General features: G+C 64.9%; 11 protein-coding genes and 4 tRNA genes. All 15 read right to left on the bottom strand.

Features of this window, described 5'->3' with window-relative positions; all coding sequences use genetic code 11:
• Positions 1 to 157 precede the first annotated feature (157 nt).
• Positions 158 to 234: transfer RNA gene (locus CCOS865_RS07770), tRNA-Asp, on the bottom strand.
• 144 nt (positions 235 to 378) lie between these two features.
• Positions 379 to 455 (bottom strand) — tRNA-Asp (locus CCOS865_RS07765).
• Positions 456 to 552: 97 nt separating this feature from the next.
• Positions 553 to 629: transfer RNA gene (locus CCOS865_RS07760), tRNA-Asp, on the bottom strand.
• Positions 630 to 707: 78 nt separating this feature from the next.
• Positions 708 to 783 (bottom strand) — tRNA-Val (locus CCOS865_RS07755).
• Positions 784 to 1,824: 1,041 nt separating this feature from the next.
• Positions 1,825 to 2,598, bottom strand: coding sequence for an SDR family oxidoreductase (locus tag CCOS865_RS07750; protein WP_119139507.1), 774 nt, complete (start codon positions 2,596 to 2,598; stop codon positions 1,825 to 1,827).
• Complete coding sequence (locus tag CCOS865_RS07745) at positions 2,595 to 3,806, bottom strand: O-succinylhomoserine sulfhydrylase (RefSeq protein ID WP_119139505.1); 1,212 nt, start codon at positions 3,804 to 3,806, stop codon at positions 2,595 to 2,597. The genes CCOS865_RS07750 and CCOS865_RS07745 overlap by 4 nt, the downstream gene beginning before the upstream one ends.
• Positions 3,807 to 3,821: 15 nt before the next feature.
• Positions 3,822 to 5,327 carry an amidophosphoribosyltransferase gene (gene purF / locus CCOS865_RS07740; protein ID WP_119139503.1) on the bottom strand — a complete coding sequence of 502 codons (1,506 nt, stop codon included), beginning with the start codon at positions 5,325 to 5,327 and terminating at the stop codon, positions 3,822 to 3,824.
• A gap of 42 nt (positions 5,328 to 5,369) precedes the next feature.
• Positions 5,370 to 5,924 (bottom strand): CvpA family protein, encoded by a 555-nt coding sequence (locus CCOS865_RS07735; RefSeq protein ID WP_119139501.1) that lies wholly within the window; start codon positions 5,922 to 5,924, stop codon positions 5,370 to 5,372.
• Positions 5,925 to 6,142: 218 nt separating this feature from the next.
• Positions 6,143 to 6,817, bottom strand: a complete 675-nt coding sequence (locus tag CCOS865_RS07730) for an SPOR domain-containing protein (protein WP_119139499.1) — start codon at positions 6,815 to 6,817, stop codon at positions 6,143 to 6,145.
• Positions 6,801 to 8,108, bottom strand: a complete 1,308-nt coding sequence (gene folC, locus CCOS865_RS07725; RefSeq protein ID WP_119139497.1) for a bifunctional tetrahydrofolate synthase/dihydrofolate synthase — start codon at positions 8,106 to 8,108, stop codon at positions 6,801 to 6,803. Before folC ends, CCOS865_RS07730 begins: the two co-directional genes overlap by 17 nt.
• Entirely contained in the window at positions 8,108 to 9,001 is an 894-nt protein-coding gene (accD, locus tag CCOS865_RS07720) for an acetyl-CoA carboxylase, carboxyltransferase subunit beta (RefSeq protein ID WP_119139495.1), read from the bottom strand. Before accD ends, folC begins: the two co-directional genes overlap by 1 nt.
• A 226-nt stretch (positions 9,002 to 9,227) precedes the next feature.
• Entirely contained in the window at positions 9,228 to 9,848 is a 621-nt protein-coding gene (locus tag CCOS865_RS07715; protein WP_119139493.1) for a phosphoribosylanthranilate isomerase, read from the bottom strand.
• Between the two features lie 59 nt (positions 9,849 to 9,907).
• Positions 9,908 to 10,762: a tRNA pseudouridine(38-40) synthase TruA gene (gene truA / locus CCOS865_RS07710; RefSeq protein WP_119139491.1), complete on the bottom strand. Its 855-nt coding sequence runs from the start codon at positions 10,760 to 10,762 to the stop codon at positions 9,908 to 9,910.
• Positions 10,763 to 10,968: 206 nt separating this feature from the next.
• Positions 10,969 to 13,725, bottom strand: coding sequence for a FimV/HubP family polar landmark protein (locus CCOS865_RS07700; protein WP_119139487.1), 2,757 nt, complete (start codon positions 13,723 to 13,725; stop codon positions 10,969 to 10,971).
• Between the two features lie 72 nt (positions 13,726 to 13,797).
• The gene (locus tag CCOS865_RS07695) at positions 13,798 to 14,802 is read right to left on the bottom strand and encodes an aspartate-semialdehyde dehydrogenase (protein WP_119139485.1); all 1,005 of its coding nucleotides are present in this window, start codon (positions 14,800 to 14,802) and stop codon (positions 13,798 to 13,800) included.
• Between the last annotated feature and the right edge of the window lie 107 nt (positions 14,803 to 14,909).

Raw genomic sequence — 14,909 nt, 5'->3', positions numbered from 1 at the left:
AACACCTGCTCGCACACTGAAACCGCTGATCGGTGAAGACTCGGTCAGGGCTTTGTAAAAGTGTGTTAAGCGGGGCGACGGCAGAAACAAAAAAAGCGACCCGAAGGTCGCTTTCTCTGTAGTGCTTCGAGGCGTTCAAGGGGCCTCGAGGCGAAGATGGCGCAGCGGACGGGACTCGAACCCGCGACCCCCGGCGTGACAGGCCGGTATTCTAACCGACTGAACTACCGCTGCGTATCATTCAGGCTTGCGCCCGATTGAAACTGGGATCTAACCTTCCGCGCACTGGGTGCTGGTCGGTCAGGCACAAAAAAAGCGATAACGTGATCGCTCTTCTTGTGTTGCTGCGAGGCGTTCATGGGGCCTCGTAGCAGAAGATGGCGCAGCGGACGGGACTCGAACCCGCGACCCCCGGCGTGACAGGCCGGTATTCTAACCGACTGAACTACCGCTGCGTATCGTTCAGGCTTGCGCCCGATTGAAACTGGGATCTGGTACAAAGGCTTGGCCTCTGGACCTCAGACCGGTGACAAGCACCCATCTGGAGAAAAATGGCGCAGCGGACGGGACTCGAACCCGCGACCCCCGGCGTGACAGGCCGGTATTCTAACCGACTGAACTACCGCTGCGCAGTGTGGACTTACGTCCTGTTCCTCTCTAGCTGAAACTTCTTGCGAAGTATTCATGCCAGGAACATCTCAGAGAAGTGGTGGGTGATGACGGGATCGAACCGCCGACCCTCTGCTTGTAAGGCAGATGCTCTCCCGGCTGAGCTAATCACCCATTTTGCTGCTTGGTGTTGCGTGTTGCGTTTGCTTCTCTGAGGCCGCGAAATTTACGCAGGTACCGATGCTAAGTCAATACCCCCATTGAATTTTTTTTCAAAAAGGGCAAAAAAGTGGATTTGCGTGGGAGGCAGGAAGCGGGCACGAAAATGCGCGCGGGGGGATGGTGTGCTTATCCATTTCAGGTGGTGGCGCTTATGGCCCCTTCCGCCCTTACGGCGGGTCACTTTTTTTCTTGGAAAAAAGTAACCAAAAAACCGCCGGCTCCCACATACGGCCCTCCGCTGCGCTGCGGGTTCCCTCACTCCGGTCTTGCTCCCGCGTGGACCGCGCCGGACGGGCCTTCCTGGCCCGCGGCGCTTGCCGGCCATCCATGGCCGTCACCTCGCTCCGCAAGACCTCCGTTCGGCCTCCTGAGGTCGCCAAGTTAGGGGTGGCGCCTGGGCTGGCGTTATCTTCGATAGTGGCAATGGTGGTGGATAGCTTGACCTCTTCGCGGGTAAACCCGCTCCCACAGGGACCGCAGTGGCCTCACAGTCAGCAGATAACCTGTGGGGCGGGTTTACCCGCGAATAGGCCGGGACTGCCAATGCACATTCTGGCGCTGACGCGCTGTACCGCCCTTATAAACCAGCGAGAGCGCAGCGATTCGCCAGCCATCGCCCTGGCCCTTGATCTTGATCTGGCTCGTGATCTTGATCTACCGCGACTTCAGGAGGCCGAACGGAGGTCTTGCGAAGCGAGGTGACGGCCAGGAAGGCCGGCAAGGGCTGCGGGCCAGGAAGGCCCGTACAGCCCGGTCCTCGCGGGAGCAAGACCGGAGTGAGGGAACCCGCAGCGCAGCGAAGGGCCGGATGTAGGAGCAAGCGGTTTTTGGTTACTTTTTTCCAAGAAAAAAAGTGACCCGCCGTAAGGGCGGAAGGGGCCAGTGGCCCCACCACAAAAAATGGATATGCCCGCTCCCACCACCCCCCCACCCAAAAACGACAAAGGAACCTCTCGGTCCCTTTCTCAAAGCTTCCAGCTTATAGCCATCCGCTCAGGTGTAAATCATCTTGCGACTCATCCCACCGTCAACCACAAACTCCTGCCCAGTCACAAACCCCGCCTGTCTGGACAACAACCAAGCCACCAACGCAGCCACGTCCTCAACGGTCCCTACCCTGCCCGCCGGATGCTGGGCATGGTCGGCCTCGCTCAACGGCTCGGCACGGCGCTGGGCTGGATCACGCGCATCGATCCACCCCGGGCTCACAGCATTGACCCGAATCTCCGGCCCCAGGCTCATCGCCAGGGCATGGGTCAACGCCAACAGCCCGCCCTTGCTCGCCGCATAAGCCTCGGTATCCGGCTCGGACTGCCGCGCCCGGGTCGAAGTCAGGTTGACGATCGCCCCAGCATGCGCACGCAGGTACGGCGCACAGTGCTTGGCCAACAGCATCGGCCCATTGAGGTTGACCGCCAGCACCCGGTTCCATTGAGCCAGGCTCAAGCTCTCCAGGGTGTGGTTGTGCGGGTTGGCGATGGCGGCATTGCAGACCAGCGCGTCAAGCCGGCCGAACTGGCCGAGCACTTCGGACACCCCGGCACTGACCTGCGCCTCATCGGCGACATCCATGGTGATGAACCACGCATTGTCGCCGAGCGCCTTCGCCACCTTGGCGCCACGCGGGCGATCAAGGTCGCTGAGGACCACCTGCCAACCTTCACAGATCAGCCAGGCGGCGATGCCCAGGCCGATGCCGCGCGCGGCACCGGTGACCAGGGCTACCCGACCGTTATGGTCCGGCTCGCCACCCTTCCAGTCGATCACAGCGCAGCCAACCCACGCGCCAGGTCGGTTTGCAGGTCGGCGACGTCTTCCAGGCCGACCGCGATGCGAATCAGGCTGTCACGGATGCCCGCCGCTTCACGCTCCTGCGGCGACAGACGGCCGTGGGAGGTGGTCGCCGGGTGGGTGATGGTGGTCTTGCTGTCACCCAGGTTGGCCGTGATCGACAACAGACGGGTCGCGTCGATGAAGCGCCAGGCGCCGTCTTTGCCGCCCTTGACCTCAAAGCTCACCACCGCGCCAAAGTCGCTCATCTGACGCTTGGCCAGCTCATGCTGCGGATGGCTCGGCAGGCCGGCGTAGTGGACCTTCTCCACCCCGTCCTGCTGCTCCAGCCACTGCGCCAGGGCACGGGCGCTCTCGCAGTGCGCACGCATGCGCAGCTTGAGCGTTTCCAGGCCCTTGAGGAATACCCAGGCGTTGAACGGGCTGAGGGTCGGCCCAGCGGTCCGCAGGAAGCCCACCACTTCTTTCATCTGCTCGCTGCGCCCGGCCACCGCACCGCCCATGCAACGGCCCTGGCCGTCGATGAACTTGGTCGCCGAATGCACGACGATGTCGGCACCGAGTTTGAGCGGCTGCTGCAGCGCTGGCGTGCTGAAGCAGTTGTCGACCACCAGCATCGCGCCACGGGCGTGGGCGATCTCGGCCAGGGCGGCGATGTCCACCAGCTCGGCCAAGGGGTTGGACGGCGACTCGACGAACAGCAGCCTGGTGTTGTCCTTGATGCCTTTTTGCCAACCGCCGAGGTCGGCCAGTGGCACGTAGTCCACCTGCACGCCAAAGCGCTTGAAGTACTTCTCGAACAGGCTGATGGTCGAACCGAACACGCTCTGCGACACCAGCACATGGTCACCGGCGCTGCACAGCGCCATCACCGTGGACAGGATCGCCGACATGCCGGTGGAGGTGCCCACCGCCTGCTCGGCGCCTTCCAGCGCCGCCAGGCGCTCTTCGAAGGCGCGCACGGTCGGGTTGGTGTAGCGCGAGTAGACATTGCCCGGCGTTTCGCCGGCAAACCGCGCGGCCGCATCGGCGGCCGTGCGGAACACATAGCTGGAGGTGAAGAACAGCGCGTCGCTGTGCTCCGCCTCAGGCGTACGGTACTGACCGGCGCGGACCGCCAGGGTGTCGAAACCGACACCCTCGAGGTCGCTGTCCAGTCGCCCGGCATCCCATTGATCCGTCATGCCGTCGCTCCCAAATCAGTTGTTGTACAGGTCGATGATCGCGCTGACGGCCTGGGTCTTGACCTTGGCCGCATCGTTGCGGTTCTGCTCGATGCGTTCCAGGTAGGCGTCGTCGATGTCACCGGTGACATACTCACCGTCGAACACCGCGCAATCGAAGTTTTCGATCTTGACCTTGCCGCCACCGACCGATTCGATCAGGTCCGGCAGGTCCTGATAGATCAGCCAGTCGGCGCCGATCAACTCGGCCACCTGGTCGGTGGTGCGGTTGTGGGCGATCAGTTCGTGCACACTCGGCATGTCGATGCCGTAGACGTTGGGGTAACGCACAGCCGGCGCTGCGGAGCAGAAGTAGACGTTCTTCGCACCCGCTTCGCGGGCCATCTGGATGATCTGCTTGCAGGTGGTGCCGCGCACGATCGAGTCGTCGACCAGCATCACGTTCTTGCCGCGGAATTCCAGCTCGATGGCGTTGAGCTTCTGGCGCACCGACTTCTTGCGTGCGGCCTGGCCGGGCATGATGAAGGTACGGCCGATGTAGCGGTTCTTGACGAAGCCTTCGCGGAACTTCACGCCCAGGTGGTTGGCCAGCTCCAGCGCCGCGGTGCGGCTGGTGTCCGGAATCGGGATGACCACGTCGATGTCGTGCTCAGGGCGCTCACGGCGGATCTTCTCGGCCAGCTTCTCGCCCATGCGCAGGCGCGCCTTGTACACCGAGACGCCGTCCATGATCGAGTCAGGGCGGGCCAGGTAGACGTGCTCGAAGATGCACGGCTTGAGCTGCGGGTTGGTCGCGCACTGCTTGGTGGTGAGCTTGCCTTCTTCGGTGATGTACACCGCTTCGCCCGGCGCCAGGTCGCGGATCAGGGTGAAGCCGAGGACGTCCAGGGCGACGCTTTCCGAGGCGATCATGTACTCCACGCCTTCGTCGGTGTGACGCTGGCCGAAGACCACCGGGCGGATGCCGTTCGGGTCACGGAAGCCGACGATGCCGTAGCCGGTGATCATCGCCACCACCGCGTAACCGCCGACGCAGCGGCTGTGCACGTGGGAGACCGCGGCGAACACGTCTTCTTCGGTCGGCTGCAGCTTGCCGCGCACGGCCAGCTCGTGGGCGAACACGTTGAGCAGCACTTCCGAGTCGGAGTTGGTGTTGACGTGGCGCAGGTCGGACTCGTAGATCTCCTTGGCCAACTGCTCGACGTTGGTCAGGTTGCCGTTGTGCGCCAGGGTGATGCCGTACGGCGAGTTGACGTAGAACGGCTGGGCTTCAGCCGACGTCGAGCTGCCCGCGGTCGGATAGCGCACGTGGCCGATGCCCATGTGGCCGACCAGGCGCTGCATGTGACGCTGCTGGAAGACGTCACGCACCAGGCCATTATCCTTGCGCAGGAATAACCGGCCATCATGGCTGGTCACGATACCGGCAGCATCCTGGCCGCGGTGCTGGAGGACCGTTAGCGCGTCATACAGCGCCTGATTGACGTTCGACTTACCGACAATACCGGTGATGCCACACATGCGACGCAACCCCTACTTTGATGAAACTTGAGTGAATAGCGCTTACGGCCTGGAGGGGCCGAGCAGCTGTTCCTTGAACGGAAGATCAGCAGGTACGCTGACCCCACTGGACATCCACTGACCGGTGAAACCCAGGATAAGGTTTTTCGACCAGTCAGCGACCAATAGAAATTGTGGTATCAGGCGCGATTCCTGCCACCACGGGTCCTGTTGCACCGGGCCCAGGCTCAGCAGCCCGACCGCCACGACCACCAGCAGGGCGCCGCGCGCGGCACCAAAGGCCATGCCCAGGAAGCGATCGGTGCCGGACAGCCCGGTCACGCGGATCAGCTCGCCGATGAGGAAATTGAGCATCGCCCCGACGATCAGGGTGGCGACGAAAAGAATCGTACAGCCTGCGATGACCCGTGCCGAAGGCGTCTGGATATAGCTTTCCAGGTACTGCGACAGCGAACCACCGAACATCCAGGCGACCGCGCCCGCAACGATCCAGATGATCAGCGAGAGGGCTTCCTTGACGAAGCCGCGCGTAAGACTGATCAATGTGGAAACGGCGATAATTGCGATGATCGCCCAATCAACCCAGGTAAATGCCACGGTGCTGCCTGCAGATGTTTGAGGCGGCGCATTTTACCAGAGCGGCGGGCTGGGGGTAAGCGGAATGTCAGGGGTTGAGCCATCGAGATGGGTGGTGCCGCATTCGCGGGTAAACCCGCTCCCACAAGCTGCGCGAAAGCCACACAGCCTGTATGGCCAACCCACCCCCTGTGGGAGCGGGTTTACCCGCGAAGAGGCCAGCACAGCCAGCCAGAAATTCAGTTGCGTTCCGGCTGGAAGCGCACCACAAAGCCTTTGAGTTTCTGCTGGCGGTTGATCACATCGCGCAGGCGCTCGGCCTCGGCGCGCTCGATCAACGGCCCCACATACACCCGGTTCATGCCATCGGCCGAACGGATATAGGCGTTGTAGCCCTGGCTGCGCAGGGTTTTCTGCAGATTGTCGGCGCCGGCACGGTTGGACAGGCTGGCGAGCTGGATCGACCAACTCACCGGCAGGCCATTGGCATCGATCTTCGACGCGGCGGCGGGCTTGGCGGCGCTGGCGGTTGTCGCCGGCGCAGGCGTCGCCGCCGGACGGCTTTCAACCTTGGCTACCGGTGCCGGTGCCTGCGGCTTCACCACCGGCGCTTCGACCGGCGGCGCGGCCGTTGGCGCCGGCGCGATCGGCTGGCTCGGGGCAGTGGCCACCGCGGTCGACTCGTCGACCACCACCGGTGGCTGATCCGCCAGCGGCTGCTGCTCCGGCACCTGGATCGTCTCGACCTGCACCTGCGGCAAACTCGGCATGGCCGGTGCCTCCGGTGCATCGACCCGGACCTGACGCATTTCGTCTTCGCGCGTGAACAGCATCGGCAAGAAGATCACCGCCAGTGCCACCAGCACCAGCGCACCGACCATGCGCTGTCTCATTCCCTTATCCAGCACTGCCATCTACTCCACCCTCAGGCGCCTGCCGCTCGAGCCATTCCAGGGCCTGAGCGACACAGAAAAACGAACCGAACAGCAGGATCTGATCATCCGCCGTCGCCTGCGCGCACTGCCCTGCCAAAGCGGCCTCGACGCTCGGGTAAGACTTCACCGCGGCGCCGTGGTTCGTCAAGGCCGTTGCAAGCTCGGCCGCCGGACGACTGCGCGGGGTGTCCAGCGGTGCCACCGCCCAGTCCGCGACCAGCCCTTGCAACGGCGCGATAACGCCGTCCAGGTCCTTGTCGGCGAGCAGGCCGAACACCGCCAGGCGCTTGCCCTGCGGCGGCCGGGCCGCCAAGCGGCGGGCCAGGTACTCGGCGGCATGCGGGTTGTGCCCGACATCCAGCAGCAGCTCAACGCGCTTGCCCTGCCAGTTCAGCACACGGCGGTCCAGGCGACCGGTGATGCGCGTATCGAGCAGGGCCTGACGGACCTGAGCGGCATCCCAGGGCAGGCCCATCAACAGATAGGCCTGCAGCGCCAGCGCGGCGTTCTCCATGGGCAGGTCGAGCAGCGGCAGGTCGGGCAACGCCACCGGCGTGCCATCCAGCTGGCGGCCACTCCACTGCCAATGGCTGTCGCCAATGGCCAGGTCGAACTCACGACCCCGCAGGAACAACGGGCAGGCCAGTTCGCGCGCCTTGTCCAGCAGCGGCTGGGGCGGGTCGAGGTCGCCGCACAGGGCAGGCTTGCCCTGGCGGAAGATGCCGGCCTTTTCGAACGCCACCGACTCGCGGCTATCGCCGAGGTAATCGACATGGTCGACGCCGATGCTGGTCACCAGCGCCAGGTCGGCATCCACCACGTTGACCGTGTCCAGCCGACCGCCCAGGCCGACTTCGAGCACCACGGCATCCAGCGCCGACTGCTGAAACAGCCAGAACGCCGCCAGGGTGCCCATCTCAAAGTAGGTCAGGGAGGTTTCGCCGCGCGCCACTTCAACGGCGGCGAAGGCTTCGCACAGGCGCTCATCGCTGGCATCGACGCCGTCGATACGCACCCGCTCGTTGTAGCGCAGCAGGTGCGGTGAGCTGTACACGCCGACCCGCAGGCCCTGGGCCTGCAGCAAGGATGCGACAAAGGCGCAGGTCGAACCCTTGCCATTGGTGCCGGTAACCGTCACTACCCGGGGCGCCAGCCTGCCCAGCCCGAGCCGCTGCGCCACCTGTTGCGAACGCTCCAGGCCCATGTCGATGGCCGAAGGGTGCAACTGCTCGAGATAGGCGAGCCACTCGCCGAGGGTACGTTGGCTCATTACGCGACAGCCGCCTCTTCCAAGGCTTCGGCCGGGGTCGCCTGGCCGGTCATCTGCGCCAGCAGGCGGGCCAGACGTGGGCGCAGCTCATGACGGGAGATGATCAGGTCGATCGCGCCGTGCTCGAGCAGGAACTCGCTGCGCTGGAAGCCTTCTGGCAGCTTCTCGCGGACGGTCTGTTCGATGACGCGCGGGCCGGCGAAGCCGATCAGCGCCTTGGGCTCACCGACGATCACGTCGCCGAGCATCGCCAGGCTGGCAGAAACGCCGCCGTAGACCGGGTCGGTCAGCACCGAGATGAACGGGATGCCTTCTTCGCGCAGGCGCGCCAGCACCGCAGAGGTCTTGGCCATCTGCATCAGCGAGATCAGCGCCTCTTGCATCCGCGCACCGCCGGAAGCGGAGAAGCAGATCATCGGGCAGCGGTTTTCCAGGGCGTAGTTGGCGGCACGCACGAAGCGCTCACCGACGATGGCACCCATCGAGCCGCCCATGAACGAGAACTCGAAGGCGCTGACCACCACCGGCATGCCCATCAGGCTGCCGCTCATGGAAATCAGGGCGTCTTTCTCGCCGGTCTGCTTCTGCGCGCCGACCAGGCGGTCCTTGTACTTCTTGCCATCACGGAACTTCAGGCGGTCGACCGGCTCGAGGTCGGCACCCAGTTCGGCACGGCCTTCGGCGTCGAGGAAGATGTCGATGCGCGCACGGGCGCCGATGCGCATGTGGTGGTTGCACTTGGGGCAGACATCCAGGGTCTTTTCCAGCTCCGGACGATACAGCACGTTCTCGCAGGCCGGGCACTTGTGCCACAGGCCTTCAGGCACCGAGCTCTTCTTCACCTCGGAACGCATGATCGAAGGGATCAGTTTGTCGACTAACCAGTTGCTCATGCTTTCTTTCTCCAGTATTTGGCGGGCGGGGACCGGTCTGGCCGGCCATGCCCTGCCCTTGAGCTCATATCTTCAATAAAACGATGAAGGACCGGTATCGGGGCCCGCTGTTGCGCGGAGCCGGCCGAGCCACCGGACCTTGTTCAATCTGTATAGGCGCGAGCCTGGCAGCACAAGGCTGCGAAAACTATGGACGATGGCGCGCGGCCAGCCGTCACATCTGCCTTCACGCCTGCCTCACGGCACGCAGGAAGGCCTCGATCTTGTCGGCATCCTTGATGCCCTTGGCCTGCTCTACCCCACCGCTGACATCCACCGCGTAAGGCCGCACCTGGGCGATCGCCTGGCCGACGTTGTCCGGCGTCAGGCCGCCGGCGAGAATGATCGGCTTGCTCAGGCGCGGCGGCACCAGCGACCAGTCGAAGGCTTCGCCCGTCCCGCCCGGCACGCCGGCGACAAAGGTGTCGAGGAGAATACCGCTGGCGCCGGCATAGTGCTGGCAGGCGGCCTCCAGGTCATCCCCGGGGCGCACCCGCAAGGCCTTGATCCAGGGCCGGTGAAAGCCCGCGCAATCGGCCGGGGTTTCGTCGCCGTGGAACTGTAGCAGGTCCAGCGGAACCACTTCGAGGATCTCGCTGAGCTCACAGCGCGACGCATTGACGAACAGGCCGACCGTGGTCACGAACGGTGGCAGCTCGGCAATGATCGCCCGCGCCTGACGCACGTCCACGGCACGCGGGCTCTTGGCATAGAAGACGAAGCCGATGGCGTCGGCGCCGGCTTCAGCGGCGGCCAGGGCGTCTTCGATGCGGGTAATCCCGCAGATCTTGCTGCGAACGTTGCTCATGGACAGCGAACCTTGAGTAATCGGTGAAGGCCGGATGTTAGCAAATGACTTTTGCCCCGTCAGTCCGCCAGTGCGTCGAAACCGGTAAGAAAGTGTGGGCCGATGTAACGCTGGGGCAGCTCGAAGGCCTCGGGATACTCCACCTGGACCAGGTACAGGCCAAACGGGTGCGCGGTGACCCCGGCCTCACGGCGATCGCGCCCCTCCAGCACTTCACGGGCCCACGCCACCGGCCGCTCGCCGGTGCCGATGCTCATCAGCACGCCGGCGATGTTGCGCACCATGTGGTGCAGGAAGGCGCTGGCGCGCAGGTCCAGCACGATCATCTGGCCATGGCGGGTGACGCGCAGGTGGTGCATGGTCTTGATCGGCGACTTGGCCTGGCACTGGCTGGCGCGGAAGGCGCTGAAGTCGTGGGTGCCGAGCAGGCACTGGGCTGCCTCGGCCATCAACGCGACGTCCAGCGGGCGGTGGTTCCAGGTCACTTCCTCGGCCAGGTGCGCCGGGCGGATCGGGTCGTTGTAGATGACGTAGCGATAGCGCCGGGCGGTGGCCTTGAAGCGGGCGTGGAAGTCCGCCGGCATGGTCCGCGCCCAGGTCACGCTGATGTCGCGCGGCAGGTTGAAGTTGGTGCCCAGGGTCCAGGCGCGCTCGTCACGCACGGCATCGGTATCGAAATGCACGACCTGGCCGCAGGCGTGCACGCCGGCATCGGTGCGCCCGGCACAGGCCACGGTGATCGGCGCGTTGGCCACCTTCGACAGCGCCTGTTCAAGGGCCTGCTGGACACTCGGCACGCCACTCGCCTGGCGTTGCCAGCCACGGTAGCGGGCGCCTTTGTATTCCACCCCGAGGGCGATGCGCGAGTAGCCTGCGGCCGCCGATTCGGCCGGATCGATGTCGATGATGTCCAAGTAGCTGAAACCTGTGGATGGAACGAAAGGCGGCAGTATAACGACAACGGCAGCCATCTGGCTGCCGTTGCGGGGGTTGCTAGTGCCTGCGCGTCGCCCTTTTCGCGGGTAAACCCGCTCCCACAGGGCAGATGCAAACCTCAACGCTTGCGCCAAACCTGTGGGAGCGGGTTTACCCGCGAAAAGCGCGACGCTGCCGTCACGCCTTACACCAACCGGGACAACATCTCTTCAGCCTCGCCGCGCTGGGTGTCGCTGCCATCCTTGACCACTTCATCGAGGATGTCCCGCGCGCCCTGGTGATCACCCATGTCGATGTAGGCACGTGCCAGGTCGAGCTTGGTGGCCACTTCGTCCGCGCCGGAGAAGAAGTCGAAGTCCAGGTCATCCAGCGGCTCTGGCTCCAGCGCCGCATCCGCCGCGGTGAACTGCGGCTCCAGCGAGGGGGTTTCGAGGTTCTGCGAGAGCTTGTCGAGTTCGGCGTTGACGTCGCTCAGCTCGGAGGCGAAGTTCTTCGCCGCCGGCGAGTCGTCGTCCAGCGACAGCGACAGGTCGAAGTCGTCCGGCAGCTCCAGCTCAGAGATCGGGTCGAACTCAGGGATCTCGTCGAACGCAGCCAGTTCTGCAGCCACATCCACCGGGGCTTCTTCAACAGGGGCTGGCGAAGCGGGCTCACCGACATCCAGGTCGAAGTCGGCCAGGTCGTCGACGCTCGTCGGCTCGGCCTGGGCCTGTGCCTGTGCCAGCAGCGCTTCGAAATCGTCATCGGCATCCGTGTCGGCGACAACCGGCTCGGGCGTCTCGGTCAGCTCAGGCTCAGGCTCGATCTCAACCTCGGGCTCCAGCGCAATGTCGTCGAGCATCGGCGTGTCGAGCGGATCGTCCGTCGGCAGGTCGTCGTCCAGGCTCAGGTCAAACGCACTGTCCAGGTCGCTCGCTTCGATCGGCTCGACATCCACCGACAACGGCGCCTCAGGCTCCAGCAGCGGATCAGCTTCGAGGTCATCGAGCACAGGCTCGGGCTCGACGACCGGCTCGGGTTCGGATTCCAGTTCGGGCTCCGGCTCCGGCTCAAGATCATCAACAGCCGGAACATCCTGCTCGTCCTGCAGCAGTTCCTGGACGTACTGCTCGTCCAGCTCTGCGGCCAACGCAGCGGCACCCAGACCGACAGCGGCCACCGCGACCATCGCCGGGAAGCGCTCGCGCAGCGACTCGACCTGGGCCTGGTTGTCCTCAGTGGCGTCCAGTTGCCGCTCCTGCTCGGCAAAGGCGTTCTGGTCACCCTGACGGGCGTACACTTCCATCAGTTTCAAGCGCAGATCAGCGCGCTCAGGCGCTGCCGCCACCGCCGGCTCGAGCAGGTCGGCAGCATGGTTCAGGCGACCTTGCGCCAGGCTCTGGTCAGCTTCGGCCAGCAGTTCGGCGAACGGGTCCTGGGCTGCTTCAGGCTGCACCAGCGGCTCGACCACAGGCGCCTCGAACACGGTCGGTTTCTCCGCCGCCGTCGCCGCCGCTGCAGACGCCGCCACGAAAGCAGGCGCCAGCGTCACGCTCGGGGCCGACATGTCCAGGCCATCGAAGCTGTCGTCCGGCAGATCCCGGTCCGGGCCACGCTCACCGTCCTCCGACAAGGCACGGGCCATGCGCAGGTGCTTCTCGGCTTCCTGCTGGGCCTTGCGCCGGCGCATCAGCAGCAGCACCAGGAGCAGCAGCACGAGGAACGTGGAGCCAGCGATCAGCGCCAGCAGCCAAGGGTTGCCGAGCAGTTCGTCGAGGGCGTTCTGTTCTGATTTGGCCGCTTCCGGGGCAGGCGTCGCGGGCGCGGTATCGACCGCGGCCGGCGCCGGTGCAACCACAGGCTCGGCCGGGGTCGGCTGGGCCTCGGCAGCCGGTGCCGGTTCAGCCGGCGCAGGCTCACCGGGCACTGCGGCGACGGGTGCCGCTGGGTCGGCGGCGCCCTGGGCTTCGAGGCGCGCCAGCTGGTCGTTCTTCAGGTCGATCAGACGCTGTAGCTTGTCCAGCTGGCTCTGCAGGTCGGTCATCCGGCTCTTCAGTTCGTCGTTGTCACGACGGCTGGTGTCGAGGCTCTCCTGGGCGACCGCCAACTTGTCGTTGATCGCCTTGGCCGCGCCTTTGCTGCCCTGGCTACCCGGGGTGACCAGGCGCAGGTTGTCACCTTGGGCGATCCGCGACGGCGCCGCTTCGGCCGCGCCACGGCGGGTGGCATCCAGCTGACGGGCACGCGGCCCCAGCCGGCGCCCTTCGCGCCAGGCCGCATACTGCTCGGCCACGTCACGGTTGGCCTCGCCCTGGGCGATGCTCTGGATCTGCTGCTGGTCAGGCAGGCGCAAGACCTGGCCGACCTTCAACTGGTTGATGTTGTTGCCGATGAAGGCGTCCGGGTTCAACGCCTGGATCGCCAGCATGGTCTGCTGCACCGAGCCGCCCTGGCTGTTGCGCGCGGCAATCTGCCAGAGGGTGTCACGGCGCTTGGTGGTGTAGTTGCCGGCACCGCTCACCGCCGGGGCGATGTTGCCCGCGGCCGGCTGTTCGCCCTGGGCCTTGGCCTGGTCGAGCAGCACGCTGTAGTCGCGCAGCAGGCGGCCCTGTGGCCACATCACCTGGACCAGGAACTTGACCACCGGCTCGCTCAGCGGGCGGCTGGAGGTAACCCGCAGCACACTCTTGCCGTTGGGGTTGATCACCGGGGTGAACGTCAGGTCTTCGACATAGGGTGGATAGGCCACCCCGGCCTTGGCGAAGTCTTCTGGCGAGGCGAGGCTTGGCGCCACCTCGCCTGCGGAAAGGTCGCGCACGTCGAGCAGCTCGATCTCGGCGTCCAGCGGCTGGTTCTGTGCCGACTTCAGGGTCAGCTCACCCAGTCCCAGGGCATTCGCCATGCCAGACGACAGCGCCGACGCTGCCGCCATGGCCAGAACCAGTTTGCGAATTCGAAGCATGACCTCTTCCCTTGTATGAATCGTCCCGAAACCTGCGTGTGGTGCAGGACAAAAATTGCACAGCAGTATCTTTTACGCCATGTGTTTAATCAACAATTGGGCGACTTGCACGGCGTTGAGCGCCGCACCCTTGCGCACATTGTCGGTGGTCAGCCAGAGGTTTAGCTGCTCTTGTTCATCAATACCATGACGTACACGACCAACATAGACCACGTCTTGGCCCACTGCGTCACCGACAGGCGTCGGATAATCGTCGGGTTCGACCAATTCGACGCTCTCGGCGGCCTCCAGGGCCTGGTTGACCGCGGCCAGGTCCACCGGACGACGGCTTTGCACGGCCACACTCAAGCTATCGCCGAAAAACACCGGGACTTGAACACAGGTCACGGAAATCTTCAGCGTCGGCAGGCCCAGCAGCACCCGCAGCTCACTCACCAGGCGACGCTCGACGGCCGTGTGGCCCTGCGCGTCGCTGGCACCGACCTGAGCCAGCAGGTTGAAGGCGATCTGCCGATCGAAGAAGCGCGGCTCCAGCGGGCGCGCGTTGAGCAGCTCGGCGGTCTGCCGGGCGAGCTCGCCGACCGCCTCCTTGCCCTGGGCCGAAACGGCCAGGCTGGCCACCACCTGCACGCGCTCGATGTCGAGCAGGCCCTTGAGGGGCGCCAGGACCACCGCAAGGGCGACGGCGCCAGCGCTGGGGCTGGTGATCAGTGCGGGCAGGGTCAGCGTGGCGAGCTGCTCGCCGTTGGCCTCTGGGACCAGCGCCAGGGCCTGGTCGAGGCCGCCAGAGAGGTCGATGACGGTGCACCCGGCGGCGTGCGCCTTGGCGGCGAAGCTGAGGCTGACGGCGGCGCCCGCGGCAAAGAAGGCCAGCTTGGCCTGGCTGAAGTCGAAGCTGTCGACTTCACGCACACGGACTTTCTTCCCGGCGAACATGACGCTGCTGCCGGCGGATTCCATGCTCGCCAGCAGGTGCAGGGTCTTGACCGGGAAGTTGAGCTCTTCGAGGATCTGCACGAGGGTTTCACCGACGCTACCGGTGGCGCCGATGACGGCGATGTCTAGGGGTTGGGTCATGGGGAAATCCTCTGCTGGAACGGCGGGAGCGGCACTTTACTTGGATTCTCCTGCGGGGGGTACCTTGGGTTTATCCAGCAAACGCCGGATAGCGAAAGGTTAATTAG

The organism is Pseudomonas reidholzensis (assembly GCF_900536025.1).
GTDB lineage: Bacteria > Pseudomonadota > Gammaproteobacteria > Pseudomonadales > Pseudomonadaceae > Aquipseudomonas > Aquipseudomonas reidholzensis.
Note: the sequence above shows the minus strand (reverse complement) of the source record. Positions and strands in the feature narration are given on the sequence as shown.

Excerpts from the sequence above, each read along its gene's own strand:
- purF (WP_119139503.1), bottom strand. The coding sequence starts at position 5,327 with ATGTGTGGCATCACCGGTATTGTCGGTAAGTCGAACGTCAATCAGGCG.
- accD (WP_119139495.1), bottom strand. The coding sequence starts at position 9,001 with ATGAGCAACTGGTTAGTCGACAAACTGATCCCTTCGATCATGCGTTCC.
- CCOS865_RS07715 (WP_119139493.1), bottom strand. The coding sequence starts at position 9,848 with ATGAGCAACGTTCGCAGCAAGATCTGCGGGATTACCCGCATCGAAGAC.
- folC (WP_119139497.1), bottom strand. The coding sequence starts at position 8,108 with ATGAGCCAACGTACCCTCGGCGAGTGGCTCGCCTATCTCGAGCAGTTG.
- CCOS865_RS07730 (WP_119139499.1), bottom strand. The coding sequence starts at position 6,817 with ATGGCAGTGCTGGATAAGGGAATGAGACAGCGCATGGTCGGTGCGCTG.
- CCOS865_RS07695 (WP_119139485.1), bottom strand. The coding sequence starts at position 14,802 with ATGACCCAACCCCTAGACATCGCCGTCATCGGCGCCACCGGTAGCGTC.
- CCOS865_RS07745 (WP_119139505.1), bottom strand. The coding sequence starts at position 3,806 with ATGACGGATCAATGGGATGCCGGGCGACTGGACAGCGACCTCGAGGGT.
- CCOS865_RS07700 (WP_119139487.1), bottom strand. The coding sequence starts at position 13,725 with ATGCTTCGAATTCGCAAACTGGTTCTGGCCATGGCGGCAGCGTCGGCG.